A 24,025-nucleotide genomic window follows, 5' to 3' on the forward strand; every position below is an offset into this window, starting at 1 on the left:
TTGCTTCAGAAAAGTTCACAAAATAAAAAATACTTAGATTTTTCTTCTTTGTAAACTAACTTTTTTATCTCACTTTTAACCAAACAAATCTTTGTGACTTTGTGTTTCAAACTTTTACAAGGCTTTAAAAAAACTTTTTAATTTATTTTCTTATAATCCATTGGTAGCGAAACGCCCATTTCCATTTGATACTGTATTTTTTTAACCCTAAATCTTTTGAAAATTTCTCCAGATCTTCTCTTTTGAAACCCCGTAAAATGGAAATTAAACCATCATTTGCGGTCATTTTTTCTAACCTAAAGATAAAGATAATTGCTTGAAAAAGTCGGTAAGCCAATTTACTTCTTTGCAAATCATTGACCACGATTCCTTTTTTGACTAAATTAAAAATAACTTTCATTATTTTTATGATTTCGTCATTTTTAAAGTGATGTAAAGTAAGCGTAATTAGGGCGATGTCAATACTCAATTTTGAAAAATCGTACAAAAAGATATCTTCGGCTAAGTAAGAAATGTTTTCAAAATTGGTGGAGCATTTTTCTGCGTGACGAATTGTGGCTTCATTGGCATCAATTCCGATCAATTTAAAATTTAAGTGGTTGTCTTTCCCATATTTCGAAAGCATTCTCAACATGTCGCCGCTTCCACAACCGAAATCGATGATGGTGATGACTTGATCTTTAGGAAAATCTTTAATTAAAGTTTTCACGCCATCTAAAGTCACAGCATTTCCACCGAGCAATTGATTAATTCGGGCAATGTCGTCTAAAGCGGTAACCAAACCTGCATTATCCATGGAAAAGTCATCCATCGATTCTTCCAAATCTGTTCTGTAAGTAGTGTCTAAAGCCATTATTTTTTGATGGTAATTTCCTTACCATGGGTTTTTCTAATAATTAAAGGTAGAAGAAATGGAACATAGGTAATTAAGGTCGTCAAAGTTTCTGAAAGTTTTGAATGTTCCAGGATACTACCCAAAATTCGGCCATACCATAATCTTTTCTTGAAATTTTTGTTCCAGTTTAAAGAATAGTTCTTTTCCATTTCAGGTCGTGAAATTTTTCCAGTTAAAAATTCTATGGCTTGTTCTGAAGCCAATTTTGCACTGTGAATCGCCATTGCCATTCCGTTTCCGCACAAAGGATGAATTAATCCGGCGGTGTCGCCCATCATTAAAATATGGTTTTCAATATTCTTTTTTTTCTTAAAACAAATTTGACTGATGGTTAAAGGTTTTTCAAAAACAGAAGTAGAATTTTGCAGAATATTTTTTAAATGAGGACTTTGAGAAACCACTTTTTCCTGGAATTCTTCAATATTTTTATATTTTTTGAACGATTTAAAATTGGTTAAATAACAGATGTTGAGCAAATTATTTTCCACTTTTGAAACACCACAATAACCGCCTTTAAAATTATGAAGTCCTACAACTTTTTCATCAAACTCACCTTTATAATGGGACTTTACACCCAACCACGGCGATTTTTTCTCAATAAAATTTCGCTTCATTTTCACATCTAAATTGGAACGCTTTCCAAATCCACCCAAAACGACTTTCGAGGTCAATGTTTTTCCAGAACCTAAATGAACTTCAAAAAAATCATCTTTAAAAATGACTTCATTGACCTGATCTTCTAAAATTTCGCAGTTTTGGGAAAGTGCTTTTTGGTATAGAAATTCATCTAAAGTAAATCGACTGATCCCAAAACCACCGAGCGGAAGTGGCGTTTCAATTGTTCGTCCAGACTCGGAAGAAAATTGCAGATTTTTGATGTGAGTTGGTTTTAATTCTTCGATATGAATCTGCAGCCAAGCGAAATAGGGAAGAACTTCATTGGAAATATATTCGCCGCAGACTTTGTGTTTTGGATAGGAATTTTTTTCGATAACAATCACTTTACATCCCATTTTCGTGAGGTGAATCGCGCTTGTTAAGCCGGCTAAACCGCCGCCGATAATTAAGATTTGGGTGTTTAAAGGATGATTTTTCAAATTAATTTGATTCGATTATTATAATCAGATTTAAAAATAAAATTATTGTAAGATTTGAAATATTTTACTGCGAATTTGTCATCAATTCAACATTAAAATTAACTTTTGCTTTCATCGCTCCAAATACTTTTAAAATAGTTTCTACCGTAAAATTAGAATTGTTGTTTTCAAGTTTTGAAATTTGAGCACGTTGCACTCCTATTAATTTACCTAATTCTTCTTGCGTTAAATTTCGCTCTAAGCGAACGGTTTTTATCATGTCTCCTAAAACATCCAATTGTAATTCTTGCTCATATTTTATTCTTTTTGTCGAACCGATTTCACCTATAAATTCATCTTTTATTTGGTCAAAAGTGAATATTTCTAAATCTTTTACTTTAGTTGCCATTATTATCTATTTTTCTGTTCAAAATATTTTAATCTTATTTGCTTTGCTTTTTCAATGTCCTTTTCAGGTGTTTTGCCCGTCTTTTTAATAATTCCATGTGTTGTTAAAACCAAAGTTTCACGCTTCTCTTCTTTATCCCAAAATGCAAATAATCTGCAGTGGGTGTTATTGTACAATGTTCTGAATTCCCAAATTTCTCCTTTTAGTTTTTTAAACAAATTATTATCATTTGTAATTTTAGCTTTATCAATATTAAAAATGACTTTATTTCTAGACTTTTCATCCATTTCTAATAAAAATTCTCTTGCTTCCGTCAAAAACAAAACTTCAAATTTTTTCATCAAACCCTAAATGTTTCCATACAAAGATACATATAATTTGAAGTGAACTAAATTTATTTTCATTTTATTTAGTATGAAATTCAGACTTCAAACAAAAAAACCTCACGTTTCCGCAAGGTTCTATAATTTATTGTAGATTTTAAACATCCATCATCAGACATCCATCATCCAACAATCTTAAATCTTCTCATTCTTAATCTCCTCCACAATTTCCGGGTTCAAAAGGGTAGAAGTATCCCCGAAATTCGCAAAATCACCTTCCGCAATTTTACGCAAAATACGGCGCATGATTTTTCCGGAACGCGTTTTTGGTAATGCAGAAACAAACTGAATTTTATCCAGTTTTGCAATGGGTCCGATCGTATCTGAAATTACATTGTTAATTTCTTTTCTCAAATTATCTTTATCGCGTTCTTCACCGGTATCTTTTAAAATGACATATCCATACAATGCACTTCCTTTCACATCGTGCGGATAACCAACAATCGCAGATTCTGCAACAGCTGGATGTAAATTGATGCTGTCTTCAATCGGTGCAGTTCCCAAATTATGTCCAGAAACGATGATTACGTCATCAACTCGACCTGTAATTCTGTAATACCCAACTTCATCTCTCAAAGCACCATCACCAGTGAAATATTTTCCTGGAAATGCCGTGAAATACGTTTCTTTATACCTTTGATGATCGCCCCAAATTGTGCGTGCAATTCCCGGCCACGGAAAACGGATGCATAAATTTCCATCGACTTGATTACCCGAAATTTCATTGCGTTTATCATCCATCAAAACAGGCTGAATTCCCGGCAAAGGCAAAGTTGCGTACGTTGGTTTTGTAGGTGTGATAAATGGTAAAGGGGAAATTAAAATTCCGCCGGTTTCAGTTTGCCACCATGTATCAACAATTGGGCATTTTTTCTTACCAACATGATCATTATACCAATGCCACGCTTCATCATTGATCGGTTCACCAACAGAACCAATCACTCTTAAACTCGATAAATCATGTTTTTCTACCCATTCGTAAGATTCTTTTGCCAAAGAACGAATGGCAGTTGGAGCCGTGTAAAATTGAGTGATTTTATGTTTATCAATAACTTCCCAAAAACGATCCGGTTCCGGATAAGTTGGAACTCCTTCAAAAATTACGGTCGTCGCGCCATTTGCAAGTGGTCCATATAAAATATAGGAATGTCCTGTAATCCAACCAATATCTGCGGTACACCAATAAATATCATTTTCTTTATAATTGAACACATTTTTGAATGTGTATGCAGTATAAACCATGTAACCTGCAGTGGTATGCAACATTCCTTTTGGTTTTCCTGTAGATCCAGAAGTGTATAAAATAAACAACGGATCTTCCGCATCCATGATCACAGAAATAAAATCAGACGGCGCTTTTTCGTAAAGAGGTTCCATCCAAAGGTCGCGTCCTTCTTTCATTTTCACTTCGCTTCCCGTTCTTTTTACGACCAAAACTTTTTCTACGGTGGGACATTTTTCTACGGCTTCATCGATGATTCCTTTTAAATCGATGGATTTTGTGCCGCGGAAACTTCCATCGGAACAGACAATCATTTTCGCGCCGCAATCATTCACTCTCGATTCTACTGCCTGTGCAGAAAATCCTGCAAAAATAACGGAATGAACCGCACCCAATCTTGCACAAGCCAACATGGTCACTGCTAATTCTGGGATCATTGGCAAATAAATACAAACGCGGTCGCCTTTTTCTACACCCAAATCCCGAAGTACATTGGCGGTTTTGCAAACGCGGTCCCGAAGTTCGGTGTAAGAAATATGTTGCGCAGGTTCTTTTGGATCATTGGGCTCAAAAATAATGGCTGTTTTATCGCCACGTTCATTCAGATGCCGATCGATGCAATTTTTTGTAATGTTGAGTTTGGCGTTTTTGAACCATTCAATTTTGGCATTTTCCATGTCATACTTTACGACTTTATTCCAGCGTTGATACCACACGAAATTCTCATCGGCAACTTTGTCCCAGAATTTTTTCGGGTTTTTGATCGATTTTTTGTACTGTTTAAAATAATCTGGTAAATCGTCTATCACGTAATTTTTCATATTCTTTTATTTTTAGTTTTCTTATTTTTTAGGAGCCGGGAACCTGCTTTCCACTGCAATCTGTCATTGCGAGAAAAGAAGCAATCCGTTGAAATTTTTCGCACGCAATGCCAGGATTTCCGTTGCAATCAGGGCTAGTTACGACCCGGTTTTTTATCAATTTTTTTTAAATTTACAGATACTTCTTTTTGTATTCATCCATTTTTACCTGTAATTCTTCCACAATGCTTTCATCATCAATTGTTGAAGGCATTTGATACTCTTTTCCATCCAACATGGTTCTGATGAGTTTTCTCAAAATTTTTCCGGAACGTGTTTTTGGTAAACGATTGACGACCAAAGCATTTTTCATACTCGCGACGGCTCCAATTTTATCCCGAATTAAGAGGACAAGTTCTTTTTCCAAAGCTTTTTCATCAATAGAAGAACCAGATTTTAAAACTGCGATTGCAAACGGAACCTGTCCTTTCAGATCATCATCAATTCCAACCACGCAACATTCGGCAACTTCTTTATGAGCCGCCACAACTTCTTCCATTTCTGAGGTGGAAAGTCGGTGACCTGCAACATTGATCACATCATCAACTCTTCCGGTCACGAAAACATAACCGTCTTCATCTTTAATAGCGCCGTCTCCCGAAAAATAATAGCCAGGAAATCTGGATAAATATCCAAGTTTAAAGCGTTCCGGATCGCCCCAAATTCCCATCATCGCACCTGGAGCTAAAGGAAGTTTGATGACCAAATAACCTTCATGATGCGCTTCCAATTCATAGCCTTCTTCGCTGAAAATTTTAATATCATATCCTGGAATTGGTTTTCCAGCAGAAGCTCTTTTTATTTTTACGTCTTCAATTCCGGGCATTAAACCCAACATTGGCCAACCTGATTCCGTTTGCCACCAATGATCAATGGCAGGAACTCCCACAAATTCATCGTACCAATCCAATGTCGCAACATCACATCTTTCTCCTGCCAAAAATTGGGTTCTCAATGATGATAGATCGTATTTTTTTACAAATTTTCCGTCTGGATCTTCTTTTTTAATGGCTCTGATCGCAGTTGGAGCGGTAAACATGATCGCTACTTTATGTTCTTCAATGACGCGCCAAAAAGTTCCGGCGTCCGGAGTTCCAATCGGTTTTCCTTCAAAAAGAATGGTCGTGTTTCTGTTAATTAATGGGCCATAAACGGAATAACTGTGTCCAACTGCCCAACCAATATCGGAAGCTGCCCAGAAAGTTTCGCCTTCTTTTGCGCCGTAAATATTTTTTATTGAAAATTTCATAGCAACTGCATGACCACCATTATCACGAACAACACCTTTCGGTTTTCCCGTCGTTCCGGAAGTGTAGAGAATATACAACGGATGCGTGGATTGTAAAGGAACGCAATCGGTGGGTTCAGATTCAGTCATTAATTTTTCAAAATCCGTCAATGAAGGATCATTTTTAAAATCAACGCGGTTTCCTAATAATTTTCTATCAAAAGCAATGATATGTTGTGGTTGATGTTCAGCCATTGAAATCGCTTCTTTCACAAAAGGCAAATAAGGAATTCTGCGCGAAACTTCCATTCCGGAACTTGCGGTAATAATCGCTTTTGGATTGCAGTCATCAATTCTGATCGCCAATTCTTGTGGAGCAAATCCGCCAAAAACAACGGAATGTGTAACGCCTAATCTTGCACAAGCGAGCATTGCAAATACAGATTCCGGAATCATGGGCATGTAAATAATTGCGGTGTCTCCTTTTTCTAAGCCTAATTTTTTCAGTCCACCCGCTAATTTAGAAACATGCTCTAAAACCTGACTGTACGTATATTTGATGATTCTGTTCGTGACCGGAGAATCGTAAATAATTGCAGTTTGCTCCCCAAATCCATCGTTCACATGTTTATCAACTGCAAGAAAACAGGTGTTTAATTCTCCGTCTTCAAACCAGGTTGGGTAATTAGTTCCATCATCGGTTAAAATTTTGGTTGGCTTTTTAAACCATTCGATATTTTCTGCCTGTTCTGTCCAGAATTTTTCTTTTTCAGAGATACTTTCTGTAAACATTTGATTTGCATTCATGATGATTTATTTTAATTTTTAAGGTTTTAAAGTCTGAAGACCGAAATCCGAGGACTGCATTTCTCTAAATTTTAGATTCTATTTTTAATCTTCAGACTTCAGACTTCGATTTTCTGCCTATTTTAATAATTCTTCAACCCTTTCCGTCAGTTTTTTAATCGAGTAGGGTTTGGTAATGTAATCGTCTGCACCGAGTTCCAGACCTTTTTTTACATCAGCTTCTCCGGTTTTTGCAGAGAGGAAAATCACCTTGGTTTTGTCTAAATTTTTATCTTTTTTTATTTCTGCAAGTGTGGTATAACCATCAATATTGGGCATCATGATATCCAATAAAATCATATCGGGGATTTCTGTTTTCAACAATTCTAAAACTTCAGAACCGTCGCGTGCAATAAAAACTTCGTAACCGGCTTTCTTAAAAGCATACTCCAAAGTCATGATGATCTTGTGTTCATCGTCGGCAATTACTATTTTTTTCATATTTCTTACATATTTTGGTCATCTGCATTTGGTACAGACTCGTTTTCTTTTGGTAAATAAATCTCGAAGCTGACACCGATTTCTTTATTTTTCACCTCAATATTTCCATTTTGGGCAATCATAATTTTTTTACAAATCGCCAAACCTAAACCGCTCCCAATAGGTTTGCGAAGATTTTGATTTTTCGACTGATAAAATTTATCGAAAATAAACTCCAGATCTTCTTCTGGAATCGTTTTTCCAGTGTTGAATATGGAAATTTTTAGCTGATCATCTTTCTCCTGAAATTTGGTTTGAATCATTCCCTGCTCATTGGTAAATTTCAGGGCGTTCCCAAGAATATTTTGGAAAACCTGAATCATTCTTTGTTCATCAAATCGATAAATTTCATTTTCCAAAAGATGAACTTCCGAGTGATGAAGATGCCTTTGATCAAAAAGATGAAGCAAGGGTTTTAATGATTTTTTGAACGTTTCTATAATATTATTTTCACTGATATGGAGCGAAATGGTTCCAGTTTCCAGTTTATCCAGATAAAGAATATCATTGATGATTTCATTTAAACGATCGGATTCTGAAATGATATTTTTCAGAAAATCTTTTTTTAATTCTGCGGGCATATCTTCATCATCCAACAAAATTTCACTTGTAGCGCGGATCGCGGTGAGTGGAGTTCTTAATTCATGAGCAACGCTGTCTAAAAATTCGTCTTTCTGCTGATCTTTTTCGATAAGATTGATATTTGCAACTTGCAAATCGCCCGATAATTTTAACAATTGAGAAGATTGCTCACTCAATTGTTTATTGATGGAAATATTTTCTTTGGATTCTTCTAAAATTTGTAAAACTTCGGGGAGCGAAATTTTATCTTCTTTGGTTACTCCTTCAATTAAAATTTTTGCAGAAGCTGTACCGATTCTTCCGCTCAAAAGATTTTCGGAAAATTTGATAAAACGGGAATCCGCAGTATCACTTTCATCGGTGATGTTATATTTTAAATTAAAGATTTTCAACGCTTGCTCCGTTTTCTTCTGACCTAAAAACCGACCTAAAATCTTTTGAATATCGGAAACATTTGCGGTTCCTTTCCAGATATAAGCATTTTCGTGATTTTGAATATAATCATCAATATCTACATATAATTCGGCATAATTTCTTTCGCGATAATTAGAAACAGTGTTCGCTGAAATTAAGATGAATAAAGCAGAATTGACCAACATGCTCCAAAAGAAAATCTGCGTAATAGGCGATAAATAAGGGATTTTGAAAAAGCTGAAAAATTCACTTTGATAAAATTCGCTTTGAACAAAATTTTCGGAAAAACTCGGTAAAATTAAGCCTAAAAAGCAAAGTAAAACCCCAACAATAATTCCGGAAACCGAACCTGCATACGTTCCTCTTCTCCAAAAAATAGCACCAAAAAAGGAAGGTCCTAATTGCGCGATCAAAACAAAGGAAACCAGTCCGATGCTGAATAAACTTTTGCCTAATAATAAATATTTATAAAAAATAAATCCACTGATAATCAATAAAAAAATGCTGACTTTTCTAATGTTGACAATACTTTTGGTATTGTCTGTGTCGTTTTCAGATTTAAATTTATCCAACCAACCGTAAGGTATAATAATGTTGTTTGAAAGCATAATAGAAAGCGAAATACTGGAAATGATGATCATGGAAATACACGCACTTAATCCGCCGAAAAAAACCAAGGTAGAAATAAAAATATTTCCAAATTTTTGGGGAATAAGAATAGAGTAGAGCTCTGGATTTACATCTTGACCGAAAAACAAAATTTTTCCGCCCCATGCAATCGGGAAAACAAAAAAATTGAAAATCAAAAGATAAAGTGGGAAGAGCCAAATAGCAGTTTTGATGTGTTTTTCTTTTCTGTTCTCAATAATTGCGGTGTGAAATTGTCTTGGCAAAAGAAAAATTGCAGACATGGAAAGCATGAGCATCAAGAACCAATTGAAACTTCCTTCCAAACCGTTGAAAGAATTTTTTGCAGCGAAATCTGGTAGTTTTTCTGCCTGTCTGTAAATATCTTCGAAACCATTAAAAACGCCGTAAACCACAAAAAGACCGAGAATAACAAAGAAAATTAATTTAAAAAAACTTTCAGCTGCGACTGCCGAAATGATTCCGAGTCTTTTTTCCGAAGCATCTACATATTTTGTCCCGTAATAGCTTGAAAACAAGGCGATAATGATGACAACATACGTGGAAGAATCGAATAAAATACTGGTGGAATTTTCAGTTTCGGTAATGAGGTGAAAAGTTTCTGAAATTGATTTGATTTGCAATGCGATGTAAGGAATAATTGCGAGGATACAAACCAAAGCAATTATGGCACTTAAAGATCTGCTGTTTCCGTAGCGTAAACCGATGAAATCTGCAATACTGCTGATTTTATTCACGCGGGAAATTCTGATAATTTTTGAATTTAAATAAATCCAGGAAGGAATGATAATGATAGGTCCCACATAAATCGCCATATATTCTAACCCTTGATTTGCGGCAACTCCGATGCTTCCATAGTAGGTCCACGCGGAACAGTAAACCGCCAAAGAAAGGGAATAAACGTACGGATTGTTTACCCAGAAACTGCTTCTTTTTTTCTCTGCGAAATAGGCAATGAAAAATAGAATTCCGAGGTATAAAATAACCAGTGCGAAAAGTAGATAACTATTCATTATATTTTTTGAAAATCAAGAATGAACTGACACAAGATGCGCCCCAAACAAGAAAAAGGTAGATATAAATCAGCGGCAAACCAACTCCGATCTTTGGATTATTGAACAGTAACAAAACGGGTGCATTAAACAAAATTAATAATGCAATGCTTAGAATAACCAGTTTTTGTTGATGTCTTTTTTTCATCGCCGAAGAAATTGATTTAGTATTTATAAAAGTTTCAGGGAAAAATGTTCTCCCTGAAACCTGATCATCTCATTTAAGATTTCATTTTTACAATTTGTCATCGGAATATTCTCCTTGCAAAGAATACCAACCGAAAACTCCTAATCCACCAACAATAATTGGTAAGAGTATAAAGGTATAAATAATTGCAGGAATTAAATCTTCTGTTTTACCTGTTTTAAATTTCGGTAAAGACTGTTCTTCTAAAAGGTAATAGCCTGCAAAAAGCGCCATTGCGATCCAAACTACTCCTAAAAACTTTTTTAAAATATTCATAATTTCTAATTTTACAATATTAATCGTGTGCGGTGTTATTTTTATTTTTCAAGTAAACAATTCCAATGCATAAACTCACGGCTCCAATAATGATCGGGTACCAAAGTCCTTCCAGATAAGGTTTGTCAAACGGAATTCCTAGTCCTGCAGCTTCAGCAATTTTATTAGCGGTTTTCGCATTTAAAACTAAAGCTGTTGCAATTGCGGGCAATAATCCTCCGAAAATTCCATTTCCGATATGATAAGGTAAAGACATTGAAGTGTAACGAATTTGTACTGGGAACATCTCCACCAAAAATGCTGCAATAGGTCCGTAAACCATGGTTACAAAAAAGATCTGTACAAAAATCCAAAAAATCAAAGTCCATTTTCCTGCAGAATTCACGGTTGCCTCAATTTTCACATCCATTTTTTTCTCGCCTTTATCATTTAGAATTACTTGTTTTTGGCTGTTTAATGGAAATGTTTTGGTTTCTTTCCAGGTAGTTCCATCGGTAAACGCTTTGGAGGTGACATAAACACTGTCACTTAACGTTTCATTTACGATTTTAATTTCTGCACTTTTAGCTGCTTTAGCTACAATTTCAGTTTTATTTTTTACATCGTTAATTTGGTACATGCTTTCATAGATAGGTCTGTACGAAATAATGGCGATGAAAATACCCGTCATCATAATCCATTTTCTACCTATTTTATCACTTAACCAACCGAAGAACAAGAAAAACGGTGTAGCAAAAGCAATTCCCCAAAGCATTATGGAACCTACTTGCTCTGATAATCCCATTACTTTTTCCAAGAAACTCATTGCATAGAATTGTCCGGTGTACCACACAACACCTTGTCCCATTACTGCACCAAATAATGCCAATAAAACAAATTTGAAATTGTATTTATTTCCGAAAGATTCTTTTAATGGATTCGTCGAAGTTTTGCCTTCTTCTTTCGCTTTTGCAAAAACTGGAGACTCTGCCATTTTTCTTCTGATGATAAATGAAACGGCAATCATGACGATAGAAACCCAAAACGGAACACGCCATCCCCAATTTAAAAATGCTTCTTTAGACATGGAATATTTGGTCAACATAATCACCACTAATGAGATGAAAAGTCCTACCGTTGCGGTAGTTTGTATCCAGGAAGTCATAAATCCTCTTTTTCCCTTCGGCGAATGTTCTGCGACATAAGTTGCAGCACCACCATATTCACCACCCAATGCCAAACCTTGCAATAATCTTAAAGTTAAAATTAAAACCGGCGCCATAAAACCAATCGTTTCGTAAGCTGGAATACAACCAATTAGAAAAGTTGCTCCACCCATCAATAATAAAGTAAGCATGAAAGTAAATTTCCGACCAATTAAATCACCTAATCTTCCGAAAAACAAGGCACCAAATGGTCGTACCACAAAACCAGCGGCGAAAGTTGCCAAAGTTGAAAGAAAAGCGGCAGTTTCATTTCCTGGCGGAAAGAATTTAATGGAGATAATTGTTGCCAAACTCCCGAAAATATAAAAGTCATACCATTCAATCATCGTACCTACAGAAGAGGCGGTTATTACGCTGAAAATTGAGGATTTTTTTTGTGTAGAATTATCCATATTCGCTATTTTTAAAATTTTTGTTTAATTAAAATGAGTACATTACTCTTACCATTCCACGGAAATTACCGACTTCTTTTAGATTGTTTTGAGCTTTTCCTTCTGCATTTACATCGCCCCATTTTGCTGATGTATATTCGATTTCCGGAGAAACACTAAACTTATTCTGTTTGAAATCCACTCGTGCTGAAGCGCGCCAAACATTATCAATCACTCTTCCTGCAGAAGCACCTCTGATGTATAAATTTTTGTAACCTGAATCAACTCCATCGTTTTTGGTGTACCCAAAGAAAACACCCGGAGCAATTTTCGCATTTGCACTTGCAATATCTACCCAGAACGCCGATGTTTTGGTGGGTTTATAAGATTCCTGACCATTAGATTCGGTGTATCCTGCAAAACCTCCAAGCATTACCAAGTGGTGAAGATTTCCACCAGAAATTCCGTAAAATTTGGTGATTATTTTTTCATTCGCATATTTGAAATACCCGAAATACATTCCAGAATTTACCGTTTCATCGGAAGCCAAACCACCTGATTCGATCACGGGTTTTAAAGACTGATATTCTGCGCCGATTCCAGCGGTGATGTTTTTCTTTTTGTATTGAAGTTGCCCGTGAAAAGTGGGCATTGAAGAGTTAAAGGTTGCACTGTTTGTAGAAGCTCCAGTTGCATTTGCCGTTTGAAATTCCCGGTCTTTGTAGGCAACGACACTTAAAGTTAAATCTGAACTTAATTTTTGAGCCACTTTAATTTGTCCAGCCCAACCAAAAGGATTGAACATAATTCCGGTATTAAAATTGGCAACTCCAGGAAAGACATCCGGAACAAATGTTGGATACCAAGTTTGCCCGAAAGTCACCGCAGTTTTTGGCCAGGCTAAAGTTGCAGTTGCATGTCGAAGTCTCAGCAAACCGATACTTCCGCTTCCGGCTGAAGTTTTATTCAATTCTGTATTCCCGAAAAAATCTGCTTCAATGTTTCCGCTCGCTTTTGCTCCCCAAACATCTGGACCTTTAAATTTAACACCAACTCTAGAAGTAATTGCTAAAAAGTTACTCGCACCCGCTCCATTGATGTCTTTTCCATTAGCATCTAATTTTTCATCTAGCGGATAAAGATTAAGATTGTATTCTCTTGCATACGCAGATTGGCGGCTATCAAAGTTATATTCTGTTCTTACCCAACCGTATAATGTAGCGTCCCATTCCTTTGGTTTTGCTTTTTCTGCTTCTAATGCTTCGATTCTTTTTAGTAAATCTTTATTTGAGGGAGTTTCTTGCCCCTTAAAATGATTAGATAACCAAAGAGAAGAAACGATTCCTAATAAAATTGTTGATTTCTTCATAGATTAATATGTTTTAGTTTGTTTTTTTTGTGAAAACGAAATTGAAACTAAAATTTTAATTGAAGAAATGTAATATATATCAGTGTAATGAATATAGTTTTAATTAAAAATTTCTGGAAAATGTGGTTTTACTTTTTGAATCGTTCCCATTTTATCATCATGTATTTATCTCCAAACTCAGTGATAACGAGTCCGGAACCTTTTAAATTTTCCTCTTTAGACATGTATTCCACCAATTCAGTTTGTTTGAAAACTTTGTATACCGGATGAAAATCGGAATGAGGTGGTCGCGTAATATTATACTTCTTGATCCAGGAACTTACGGTATTGTGGGAAACACCAATGATTCTTTCAATTTCTCTGTAGCTTAAACCTTCTAGATATAGTTGTAATGCTTTGGTAACAATATAATCATCAATCTGTTTTCCTAATTTCTTTACAGTGAAATAATAGTTGCAGTCTTTGCACAAAAACCGTTGTCTTTCATTGATAATTCCACTTTTAACAATGTTTTGTTCGTTGCATTTCGGACAGGAATTTGGCATAACTATATCTTTTTAGCAAATATATAATAAATTAGCAATATTTGTATAAAGCGACATAAATTTCATCCTTAGTTTTTGAGATGTAAATTAAAATTCTATCTTTGCACCTAATGAAAAGAGTATTTCCATTAGACGATTTATACAAAGGCAGTAATGCCGATATTCACGATATTTATTAACACAACGAAGTCATTTTGGCTTCGTTTTTTTTTGTTTTAAAATCTAAAATTATGTTCAGAACCGCCGATTTATCAGTAGAAGAAATTAATAATCTCCTTCAGCAAGCAGGTGAATTCTCCAAAGGAAAAGTTTCAAAAGCGAAAACTGAAATTTTTGTTTCCAATCTTTTTTTTGAAGACAGCACCCGAACCAAAACCAGTTTTGACGTTGCTCAGCGGAAATTAGGATTACATGTAGTTCCTTTCGATGTTTCCGCAAGCTCTGTTAACAAAGGTGAATCCCTTTATGATACCGTAAAAACTTTGAAAAGTATAGGAATTGATCTTTGTGTGATCCGTCATAAAAAGGAAAAGTATTACAATGAATTTGAAGGTATCGATATCTCAATAATCAACGGTGGCGATGGAACGGGAAACCATCCTTCTCAAAATATTTTAGATTTAATGACCATTCATCAGGAATTCGGGAAATTTAATGGATTGAAAGTTGGAATCGTGGGAGATGTAAAACACAGCAGAGTTGCTAATTCAAATGCCGAAGTTTTGAGAAAATTAGGGTCAAAAGTCTATTTTTCCGGACCCGAAAAATGGTTTGACGAAGGTGCAATCATTAATGGAACCTATTTAGATATTGATGATTTGATAAAAGAAGTTGATGTTTTAATGTTACTGAGAATTCAGCACGAAAGACACGACGAAGAAAAGGTGAAATTTTCTCCAGAAAAATATCACAAAAAATTTGGTTTAACTGTAGAACGGGAAAAAAAGATGAAGAAAAACGCCATCATTATGCATCCAGCGCCGATTAACAGAGGGGTGGAAATCGCTGATGAATTGGTAGAATGCAAACGCTCCAGAATTTTCAAACAAATGGAAAACGGCGTTTTTGCAAGAATGGCCATTTTGAAAACCGCATTGGAAGAAAAGGGATTTGAGTTTAAATAAATGTAAAAAGTACAGTGTATAATGTACATATTGCAATTACTTTTAGAATAAACTACATGGTACTTTTTACATGATACTTTGTACAAAAAAATAAAAATGAAAAAGAAATTAATATTAGAATCAGGAGAAGTTTTTTACGGAAATAGTTTCGGAAGAGACCTTGAAATTGAAGGTGAAGTAGTTTTTAATACGGGAATGACTGGTTATCAGGAATTAATTTCGGATCCATCGTATTGCGGACAAATTGTTTGTATGACGTATCCACTCATCGGAAATTATGGAATCAATCGGGATGATTACGAAAGTATAGAACCTGCAATTAAAGGTTTAATCGTGAAAGAAGTTTGTGATTTTCCTTCCAATTTTAGAAGTCAAATGAGCTTAAATGAATTTTTTCTAAAAAGAAAATTATCAGGAATTTCTGGAGTTGACACGCGGAGATTAACCAGAGTTCTTAGAAATTTCGGCAGTGTAAAAGGAAGAATCGTTCACCACGATGTAGATGATAAGGAAGTCATTGAATCAATGAAAAACACCATTTTATCTACGGATCAAGTGATACAGGTTTCTACGAAAACCGCCTATGCAAGTCCAGGAAGAGGTTTGAAGGTTGTTTTGGTTGACTACGGTTCCAAACTGGGAATTTTGCGGGAATTAACCCGAAGAGATTGTGACGTTATCGTGGTTTCTCAAAATACCACTGCGGAAGAAATTCTTATGATCGATCCAGATGGAGTAATGCTTTCCAATGGTCCCGGAGATCCACAGGATGTTCATGGAGCTACCAAAATGATTCAAGATTTATTAGGAAAAATTCCAATTTTTGGGATTTGTTTGGGACATCAATTGATTGGTTTAGCTTGTGGCGCCACAACTTTCAAACTAAAATTTGGTCATCGTGGCGGAAATCATCCGGTTTTAAATATAAAGAAAAATAAAGTCGCGATTACTTCCCAAAATCATGGTTACGCCGTAGATCAGGAATCTTTAAAAAACACCGATTTAGAAGAAACGCATATCGCATTAAATGACAGAACCAACGAAGGTTTCAAACATAAAATTCACCCGTGTTTTTCCGTGCAATATCATCCAGAAGCAAGTCCAGGACCAGAAGATGCGAATTACCTCTTCGATGAATTCATTGATATGATGTACCAATTTAAAAATGTAACAGTGTAACAATTTAAAAATTTGACAATTAAAAAAAAATAATATGATCAATTTTGAGAATAATCCTTTAATTACAAAAACGGTTCAATTTTCTTTAGATATAATTGATTATTGTGAATTATTGGATGAGAAGAAAAAATACGTTATCTCAAAACAATTATTACGTTCTGGAACGAGCATTGGAGCAAATTCATTTGAGGCTCAAAATCCGTACAGCAAAAAAGATTTCATCAACAAAATAAAAATTGCAGCCAAAGAATTAGAAGAAACCAAATATTGGTTGTATTTGTGCAAACATTCTAAAAATTATCCATTCAATGAAAATTTAGAATCGCAAATTACAGAAATAGGAAAAATTATTTACAAGATTTTAAGTACGAGTTTATCAAAGGAAAACATATTGTAAATATTGTTACACTGTTAAACTGCTACATTGTTATATTAAATATATGAAAAGAACAGACATAAAAACCATATTAGTGATCGGTTCCGGTCCAATCATCATCGGACAGGCCGCAGAATTTGATTACGCAGGAACGCAGGCTTGCTTGTCTTTAAGAGAAGAAGGCTATAAAGTGATCCTCATTAATTCCAATCCGGCAACGATTATGACGGATGTGGAAATTGCCGATAAAGTATATATCGAGCCAATTTCACTTGAATTTGTTTCCAGAATTATCCGCAAAGAACGTCCAGATGCGCTTTTGCCAACTTTGGGTGGACAAACCGGTTTAAATATGGCCGTAGAATTAGAAAATTCTGGAATCCTTGAAGAATGTAAAGTGGAGGTTTTAGGAACCAAACTTTCTGCCATCAATCAAGCGGAAGACCGCGATTTGTTCCGGAATTTAATGCACGAATTGAACGAACCTGTTCCGGATTCAGATATTGTAAATACCGTTCAAGCAGCTTTGGAATTTGCGCACAACATTGGTTATCCCGTGATTGTTCGTCCCGCTTTTACCATGGGCGGAACCGGTGGTGGAATTGCAAATAACGACGATGAACTGAAAGAAATTGCAAGTTTCGGTTTAAAATATTCTCCTGTTACCCAATGTCTGATCGAAAAATCAATTGCCGGTTTCAAGGAAATTGAATACGAAGTAATGCGTGACAAAAACGACAATGCGATCGTGGTTTGTAATATGGAAAACATCGATCCGGTCGGAATTCATACTGGAGATTCCATTGTGGTTGCACCTTCGCAAACGCTTTCTGACAGAGAATATCAAATGCTCAGAAATTCTTCATTAAAAATTATTCGCGCTTTAGGAATTGAAGGTGGCTGTAATGTTCAATTGGCTTTAGATCCACATTCTTACGATTATTATATCATCGAAGTAAATCCAAGAGTTTCGCGTTCATCGGCTTTGGCGAGTAAAGCAACAGGTTATCCGATTGCAAAAATTGCAGCAAAAATTGCGGTGGGATTAACGTTAGATGAAATCATGAATCCTGTCACCGGAACTTCTTACGCTTGTTTTGAACCTGCTTTGGATTACGTCGTAACGAAATTTCCGCGTTTTCCTTTTGATAAATTTGAAACTGCGGATCGCAGACTTTCAACCCAAATGAAAGCAACCGGAGAAGTAATGGCAATCGGTAGAAACTTCGAAGAATCTTTGCAAAAAGCCATCCGATCTTTAGAAACGGGTTTAAGACATATTGGTTTGAAAACGAAAGACGCTGCAGCTTTAACTGAAGAAGAAATCGAAAGACGAATCCGCGTTTGTGATGATGAACGTTTGTTTATTATCGGAGACGCTTTAAGACGTGGTTACGACTGGCAAAAAATAGTAGAGTGGAGTAAGATCGATAAGTTCTTTATCTGGAAAATTAAAAAACTCATCGATTTCGAAAAAGTTATTGCTGAAAATAAATTTAATAAAAATACCTTATTAGAAGCCAAGAAATTAGGTTTTTCGGATCTTAGCATCGCAACTTTATGGAATTCTACTCAAAAAGAAATTTTTGAATACCGAAAAGAAAATGGCGTAATGCCGGTTTACAAAATGGTCGATACCTGCGCTGCAGAATTCGAAAGTGAAACGCCATATTTCTACGGAACGTATGAAGAGGAAAACGAAAGTATTCCTTCCAGTAAAGAAAAAATCATCGTTTTGGGGTCTGGTCCAATCAGAATTGGTCAAGGTGTAGAGTTCGATTACGCCACAGTTCACTCGGTTTGGGCGATCAAAGAAATGGGTTACGAAGCCATCATCATTAATAATAATCCAGAAACCGTTTCCACAGATTTCTCGATTTCGGATAAACTTTATTTTGAACCTTTAACGGAAGAAGATGTGATGAACATCATCGAATTGGAAAAACCAAAAGGCGTTGTAGTACAGTTTGGTGGACAAACCGCCATTAATTTAGCTGATAAATTAGCAGCTCATGGCGTTCAGATTTTAGGAACTTCACTCGAGGATCTGGATCGCGCCGAAAACAGAAATAAATTTGAAGCCGCTTTACAAGAAATGGGAATTCCGCAACCTTTGGGAAAAACCTGTTTTACAAAAGAAGAAGCTTTAATGATCGCGAATGAAATCGGTTTCCCGGTTTTGGTTCGTCCGAGTTATGTTTTGGGAGGAAGAGCCATGGAAATCGTTTATGATGAGCACGAACTCGATCATTATATGACGAACGCAGTAAAAGAAAATTCGGAACATCCTATTTTGATCGACCGCTATTTAACTGGAAAAGAAGTAGAAGTTGACGCCATTTCTGATGGTGAAACCGTCGTAATTCCAGGGATTATGGAGCATATCGAAAGAGCGGGAGTTCATTCCGGAGATTCAATTGCCGTTTATCCGCCGCAAAATATCAACGCTGAGCAAATTGCTACTTTGGTTGATTATACGGAAAGATTAGCGAAAGGATTGAATGTCATTGGTTTAATGAATATTCAATATGTTCTTTACCAAGGCGGAGTTTACGTCATCGAAGTGAATCCAAGATCGAGTAGAACCGTTCCTTTTTTATCGAAAATTACCGAAATTCCGATGGCAAATTTAGCCACGAAAGTTATTCTCGGACAGAAATTAAAAGATTTAGGTTACAAAAACGGTTTGGCTCCTGTGAAAGACGGAGTTTATGTAAAAGTTCCGGTTTTCTCTTTCTCAAAATTAACGAGAGTTGATATTTCCCTCGGACCAGAAATGAAATCGACCGGAGAAGTGATGGGAAAAGATATAACCTTGGAAAAAGCTTTGTACAAAGGTTTGATCGGCGCGGGAAGAAAAGTTCCTCTGCACGGTGCCATTTTGTTTACAGTTGCAGATAAACACAAAGCTGAAGCTTGCGAATTAGCCAGAAGATTCAAGGAAATAGGCTTCAAAATTTGGGCAACCGAAGGAACTGCCAATTATTTTGAAGAAAACGGTGTTCGCACAAAAATCGGTTACAAGATCGAGGAAAATCCTGAAATTAATCTGATCGATCTCATCCAAGCTGGAAAAGTGCAATATATTGTAAACACCATGACCAAAGGAAAACAAGCCGAAAGAGATGGTTTCCAAATTAGGAGAACTTCGGTAGAAAATGGCGTTCCATGTTTAACATCGATGGATACCGTTGAAGCGATTTTAAAAGTGATCGAAAGCATGAGTTTTAAAATGGAAATGATGTAGGTTTCGGATTGCAAATGTTACTATAAATCAACGCCGCAGGTTTTTTAATCTGTGGCGTTTTTATTTTTTTATAGCTGCTTCCTTTAATTTTTGACCTCATTTTTGAGATTTCCAAATTCTATTTTATTATTTACAAGGGCTTCCTAATTATCTTCTTGAACTGATTTTATGTGATAATTTCTTGCAACGCAACCTTATTCTTTCAAATTTAATTCGCCTTTTGTAACAAGCTTACGGAGTTTCGCTGAATGCGTTTCATTAAAATTTATTCCATTTGCGTACGTTTTTGTATTCCCTAAAAATTAGAGAAAGAATATTGATAATCATTGATGAACTTTTCAAAATTGATCCTTTAAGCGAGAAGGATTATAAAAAAAACCGTTTCATTGAATCATGAAACGGTTGCTTTTATAATCGTATAATAGGGATTCTTTAAATCGTTCCCATTACATACATTTCTTCCATTGTTGGTGTAGGATTTCCGCCTTCTTTTTCAAGAGTGATGGCAAAAGCTTGGGGATTTTCAACTGATTTCATCGCTTGAATTGCAATTGATTTTTTCGAATCATACATTCCCATATCTACTGGTTTTCCATCTACGATTGCCCACAATTGGTATTGTTTTCCAGTCGGAGCTGCGGGTAAATTTTTAATATCGAGGTAGACTTTTTTCGAAGAATCCCAATAAACTTCAGCTAACATATTCGGATGTTTTTCAACTCCTTTCAGCTCAATTTTTTTAGAATTCATAAGCATCGAATTCATTTCTTCTAAACCAGAAACTTTTTTGGAAAGTTCCGTGTTACTTTGAGCAATTTTTTCAATTTCTGCATATTTCGAACCCACTTCATAACCCAAATAACCTAAGCCAAATAAAACTGCTACAGATGCTGCTTTCATCCACGTTGGAAATTGGCTGGTTGTTTTTTGCTCCACACGGTTTGTATGCAGAGGTACAATTTTCCCCTTCACTTCAGCTGGAACTGAAAAATCTAATTTTTTCAGCAATTCCGCTTTAAGGTGAGTTGGAGGTATGATGGCGGTTTTGGTCGCTAATTCTTCAAAAATTTGTTGGTATTCCAATACTGCGCTTTTAACTTCGGGATTATTGGCCATCACGCATTCTAAAATAGAAGATTCCTCTTGAGAAATATTTCCCAAAACGTAGTCTTCTATAACTCCTGATGATATGTAATTTTTAATATCCACTTTTATTTAAGTATAAAAAATAAAATAACAAATTGAAAATCTCTCAAAACATTTTTTAATTCTAATAATGCTGCTCTTGTTCTTGTTTTCACGGTTCCTAAAGGAATTCCTAGTTCTTCTGCAATTTCTTCTTGAGTAAAACCTCCAAAATAAGCTTTGTTGATCAAAATACGATAATCCGACTTCAATGTGTTCACTAATTTCTCTACTTCGTTGAACTCATGTTTTTGTTCCGTAGAGAGTGACTTGTTATCATCTACGAAATCCGGAATGCTTTGGTTTTGTAAATCGTTCTGAAAAGATTTTGATTTTAATCGATCGATTGCAGAATTTCTAGCAATATTGAGCATCCAGGTGTAAAGTGTTCCTTTATTTTGGTCGAAAGAAGTGATGGAATTCCATATTTTCACAAAAGTATCTTGCAAAACTTCGTTGGCTTCCTCTTCATAGTTCACAATACGAAAAATCACCCCATAAAATGCAGGTGAATAATTGTCATATAAATAATTGAATCCCTTCTCATCCCTACTTAATAGTAAGGTAACAAGTTGTTCGGTAGTAAGAGATACTTTCTTCATATAGATTAGGAATGGCAAATATATAGTTTAAATTCAAAAATAAAACCAATTTATCTCTACAATCGTAAATAATTGCAACAAAATTTCATCTAATGAAAAATATAATTAAAACAGCAGCATTACTAATTCTAGGTTCAGGATTTTTTTATAGCACAAACGCGCAAAAAATTCAGGTTGTAAATGGAAAAAGCATCGTAAATCCCTATTATTCCAGAACGAATACTCAAATATTAAAAATTCCAAATTCAACGTGGAAAAAAGTTTTAGGCGGAGATTTATATTCTGTTTCCCGATTGGGCGAAACCGAAGAAGCCTTCACCGGAAAGTACAATCAATTTGATGGGAAAGGAAATTATTTTTGTGGAGCATGCGGAAATGCACTCTTTCGTTCCGATGCAAAATTTGGTAGTACTTGTGGTTGGCCAAGTTTTTTTGAACCAATTCGACCGAAATCTGTCATTTATAAAAAAGATGAGTCTTACAACATGGTAAGAACTGAAGTAAAATGCGGCAGATGCGATGCTCATTTAGGTCACGTATTCGACGACGGTCCGAAACCAACAAGAAAAAGATTTTGCATGAATTCGATCGCTTTAGAATTCGAACCGTTAAAAAAATCACAAAATTAAATCCAAAAGAAAATTGTTCTCGTAAATTATAGCAACAACAAATTATATAATTAACATTAAATTTTTTTATTATGAACTTCTTAAAAATCACAACAGCCGCTTTAGCTCTAACAATGACTTTAGCAATCGGAAACACAGCCAATGCACAAAAGATGGCTAAAAAAGAAAAAACAGTAATGGTAGGTGGAGCTCCAATGTATCCTTCTAAAAACATTATTGAAAACGCAGTTAACTCCAAAGATCACACGACTTTGGTTGCCGCAGTAAAAGCTGCAGGATTGGTAGAAACTTTACAAAGCAAAGGACCATTTACCGTTTTTGCTCCTACCAATGCAGCATTTGAAAAATTACCTGCAGGAACAGTGGAAACATTGGTAATGCCAGAAAATAAAGAAACCCTTACCAAAATCTTAAGCTATCACGTCGTTCCAGGAAGAATTTCCTCTAAAGATTTGATGGCTTGGATGAAGAAAAATGGGGGAAAATACATGGCAAAAACAGTTCAAGGTGAAGAATTAACTTTCTGGATGAAAGGAATGAACTTGTATGTTAAAGATACAAAAGGAAACTCTGCTAAAATTACAACAGCAGATGTTAATCAGTCAAATGGCGTAATTCACGTAATCGATACGGTTTTGATGCCATAGTTTCATAGTTTTATTTTTAATGGGGCCACTTCAATTTCGGTTGAAGTGGCTTTGTTTTTATACAGACTTCAAAAATATTCTCTACTTTTTATTATCTTTATCCAAATTAAATATTTTATGAAAAAATTACTTCTTACGGCATTTTTAGCAGTTTCAGTAACCGCTTATTCCCAATGGTCAAAACCTGCTGCAAGTCCAAAACAATCGATTGAGCAACAATTTTCACTCTCCAAAATTTCAGTGGAGTACGGAAGACCAGGTGTGAAAGGTCGCAAAATTTTTGGCGATCTCGTTCCTTTCAATCAAGTTTGGCGAGCAGGAGCAAATGCGGCAACAAAAATTACTTTTAGCCAAAATGTAAATTTTGGTGGAAAAATAGTGAGCGCAGGATCGTATAGTTTATTTGTAACACCAACCGAAAAAGAGTGGAAAATTATGCTAAATTCTGTTGCAAATCAATGGGGAGCTTATGAATATAATGAAAAGATGAACATTGCAGAAGTTTCCGTTCCTGTTCAAAAATTAGGGGATAAACAAGAATATTTTGAAATTTCTTTGCAACCTGTAGATGATCATTCCGCGAATATGATCATGAAATGGGACATGACTCAAGTACTGATTCCTATTAAAGAAGCAAAACCTGAAACCATTTTGAAAATTATTGAAAAACTAAATGATATCAAGCAAATCGAAAAAGATGCCGCTGCGAAAAAATAAAAAAAAGTGAACTTCGGTTCATTTTTTTTTCATAAAATAGTAGATAATTGTTTTTTGGGCGTCTTTCCCGATCCCGAAAGCTTTCGGGATTATCGGGACCGACTTCCACTCCCAATCTTTTTTGAGGCAAAAAAGGATTTCCGTTCCTTTAGATTTGTAATCGATAAAATTATTAAATTTAGAAAGAGAAAAGCATTTAATTAAACTATGTTCCGCTCAGAGTAAAACTCAAGGCTTGATTCAGAATTAAATGCTCTTCCTTTCATTAAAA

21 protein-coding genes are annotated in these 24,025 nt (G+C 35.4%); 7 read left to right on the plus strand and 14 right to left on the minus strand.

Annotation, left to right across the window (positions count from 1 at the left end; translation table 11 throughout):
• Window positions 1-142: 142 nt before the first annotated feature.
• The 12 genes from BW932_RS11440 to BW932_RS11500 all read right to left on the minus strand — a co-directional run bounded on the left by BW932_RS11440 (window position 143) and on the right by BW932_RS11500 (window position 14,048).
• Entirely contained in the window at window positions 143-853 is a 711-nt protein-coding gene (locus BW932_RS11440) for a methyltransferase domain-containing protein (RefSeq protein ID WP_076387666.1), read from the minus strand.
• Window positions 853-1,992, minus strand: coding sequence for an NAD(P)/FAD-dependent oxidoreductase (locus BW932_RS11445; RefSeq protein WP_076387668.1), 1,140 nt, complete (start codon window positions 1,990-1,992; stop codon window positions 853-855). The genes BW932_RS11440 and BW932_RS11445 overlap by 1 nt, the downstream gene beginning before the upstream one ends.
• A 64-nt stretch (window positions 1,993-2,056) precedes the next feature.
• Window positions 2,057-2,380: a helix-turn-helix domain-containing protein gene (locus tag BW932_RS11450; RefSeq protein WP_076387670.1), complete on the minus strand. Its 324-nt coding sequence runs from the start codon at window positions 2,378-2,380 to the stop codon at window positions 2,057-2,059.
• Between the two features lie 2 nt (window positions 2,381-2,382).
• Window positions 2,383-2,721 (minus strand): type II toxin-antitoxin system RelE/ParE family toxin, encoded by a 339-nt coding sequence (locus tag BW932_RS11455; protein ID WP_076387672.1) that lies wholly within the window; start codon window positions 2,719-2,721, stop codon window positions 2,383-2,385.
• A gap of 177 nt (window positions 2,722-2,898) precedes the next feature.
• Window positions 2,899-4,806 (minus strand): acetate--CoA ligase, encoded by a 1,908-nt coding sequence (gene acs / locus BW932_RS11460; RefSeq protein WP_076387674.1) that lies wholly within the window; start codon window positions 4,804-4,806, stop codon window positions 2,899-2,901.
• A gap of 172 nt (window positions 4,807-4,978) precedes the next feature.
• Window positions 4,979-6,880 (minus strand): AMP-binding protein, encoded by a 1,902-nt coding sequence (locus BW932_RS11465; RefSeq protein WP_076387676.1) that lies wholly within the window; start codon window positions 6,878-6,880, stop codon window positions 4,979-4,981.
• 117 nt (window positions 6,881-6,997) lie between these two features.
• Window positions 6,998-7,360, minus strand: a complete 363-nt coding sequence (locus tag BW932_RS11470; protein WP_076387678.1) for a response regulator transcription factor — start codon at window positions 7,358-7,360, stop codon at window positions 6,998-7,000.
• Between the two features lie 5 nt (window positions 7,361-7,365).
• Complete coding sequence (locus tag BW932_RS11475; RefSeq protein ID WP_076387680.1) at window positions 7,366-10,056, minus strand: ATP-binding protein; 2,691 nt, start codon at window positions 10,054-10,056, stop codon at window positions 7,366-7,368.
• 274 nt (window positions 10,057-10,330) lie between these two features.
• On the minus strand, window positions 10,331-10,558 hold the full coding sequence (locus BW932_RS11485; protein WP_076387684.1) for a DUF6814 family protein: 228 nt from the start codon (window positions 10,556-10,558) through the stop codon (window positions 10,331-10,333).
• A 19-nt stretch (window positions 10,559-10,577) separates the two neighbouring features.
• A complete protein-coding gene (locus tag BW932_RS11490) occupies window positions 10,578-12,155 on the minus strand; it encodes an MFS transporter (RefSeq protein WP_076387686.1) in 1,578 nt (525 codons plus the stop codon).
• Between the two features lie 28 nt (window positions 12,156-12,183).
• Complete coding sequence (locus BW932_RS11495; RefSeq protein WP_076387688.1) at window positions 12,184-13,503, minus strand: hypothetical protein; 1,320 nt, start codon at window positions 13,501-13,503, stop codon at window positions 12,184-12,186.
• 128 nt (window positions 13,504-13,631) lie between these two features.
• Entirely contained in the window at window positions 13,632-14,048 is a 417-nt protein-coding gene (locus tag BW932_RS11500) for an IS1/IS1595 family N-terminal zinc-binding domain-containing protein (protein WP_076387690.1), read from the minus strand.
• 230 nt (window positions 14,049-14,278) lie between these two features.
• On the opposite strand from BW932_RS11500, the gene BW932_RS11505 reads away from it, so the two are divergent.
• The 4 genes from BW932_RS11505 to carB all read left to right on the plus strand — a co-directional run bounded on the left by BW932_RS11505 (window position 14,279) and on the right by carB (window position 19,974).
• On the plus strand, window positions 14,279-15,172 hold the full coding sequence (locus tag BW932_RS11505; RefSeq protein WP_076387692.1) for an aspartate carbamoyltransferase catalytic subunit: 894 nt from the start codon (window positions 14,279-14,281) through the stop codon (window positions 15,170-15,172).
• Window positions 15,173-15,268: 96 nt separating this feature from the next.
• Window positions 15,269-16,351 carry a carbamoyl phosphate synthase small subunit gene (locus BW932_RS11510; protein ID WP_076387694.1) on the plus strand — a complete coding sequence of 361 codons (1,083 nt, stop codon included), beginning with the start codon at window positions 15,269-15,271 and terminating at the stop codon, window positions 16,349-16,351.
• Window positions 16,352-16,385: 34 nt separating this feature from the next.
• A complete protein-coding gene (locus tag BW932_RS11515; protein WP_076387696.1) occupies window positions 16,386-16,748 on the plus strand; it encodes a four helix bundle protein in 363 nt (120 codons plus the stop codon).
• 43 nt (window positions 16,749-16,791) lie between these two features.
• Complete coding sequence (gene carB, locus BW932_RS11520) at window positions 16,792-19,974, plus strand: carbamoyl-phosphate synthase large subunit (protein WP_076387698.1); 3,183 nt, start codon at window positions 16,792-16,794, stop codon at window positions 19,972-19,974.
• 432 nt (window positions 19,975-20,406) lie between these two features.
• Here carB and BW932_RS11525 read toward each other — a convergent pair whose 3' ends face one another.
• Both BW932_RS11525 and BW932_RS11530 read right to left on the minus strand, forming a co-directional pair.
• Window positions 20,407-21,183, minus strand: a complete 777-nt coding sequence (locus tag BW932_RS11525; RefSeq protein WP_076387699.1) for an anti-sigma factor — start codon at window positions 21,181-21,183, stop codon at window positions 20,407-20,409.
• A 2-nt stretch (window positions 21,184-21,185) separates the two neighbouring features.
• Entirely contained in the window at window positions 21,186-21,761 is a 576-nt protein-coding gene (locus tag BW932_RS11530) for an RNA polymerase sigma factor (protein ID WP_076387701.1), read from the minus strand.
• A gap of 92 nt (window positions 21,762-21,853) precedes the next feature.
• Between BW932_RS11530 and msrB the strand changes: the two genes are divergently transcribed.
• The 3 genes from msrB to BW932_RS11545 all read left to right on the plus strand — a co-directional run bounded on the left by msrB (window position 21,854) and on the right by BW932_RS11545 (window position 23,754).
• A complete protein-coding gene (msrB, locus tag BW932_RS11535) occupies window positions 21,854-22,390 on the plus strand; it encodes a peptide-methionine (R)-S-oxide reductase MsrB (RefSeq protein ID WP_076387704.1) in 537 nt (178 codons plus the stop codon).
• Window positions 22,391-22,461: 71 nt separating this feature from the next.
• Window positions 22,462-23,037 carry a fasciclin domain-containing protein gene (locus tag BW932_RS11540; protein ID WP_185113919.1) on the plus strand — a complete coding sequence of 192 codons (576 nt, stop codon included), beginning with the start codon at window positions 22,462-22,464 and terminating at the stop codon, window positions 23,035-23,037.
• 117 nt (window positions 23,038-23,154) lie between these two features.
• Complete coding sequence (locus BW932_RS11545) at window positions 23,155-23,754, plus strand: DUF2911 domain-containing protein (RefSeq protein WP_076387706.1); 600 nt, start codon at window positions 23,155-23,157, stop codon at window positions 23,752-23,754.
• The last annotated feature ends 271 nt before the right edge of the window (window positions 23,755-24,025 follow it).

Source organism: Kaistella chaponensis (assembly GCF_900156725.1).
GTDB classification, from domain to species: domain Bacteria; phylum Bacteroidota; class Bacteroidia; order Flavobacteriales; family Weeksellaceae; genus Kaistella; species Kaistella chaponensis.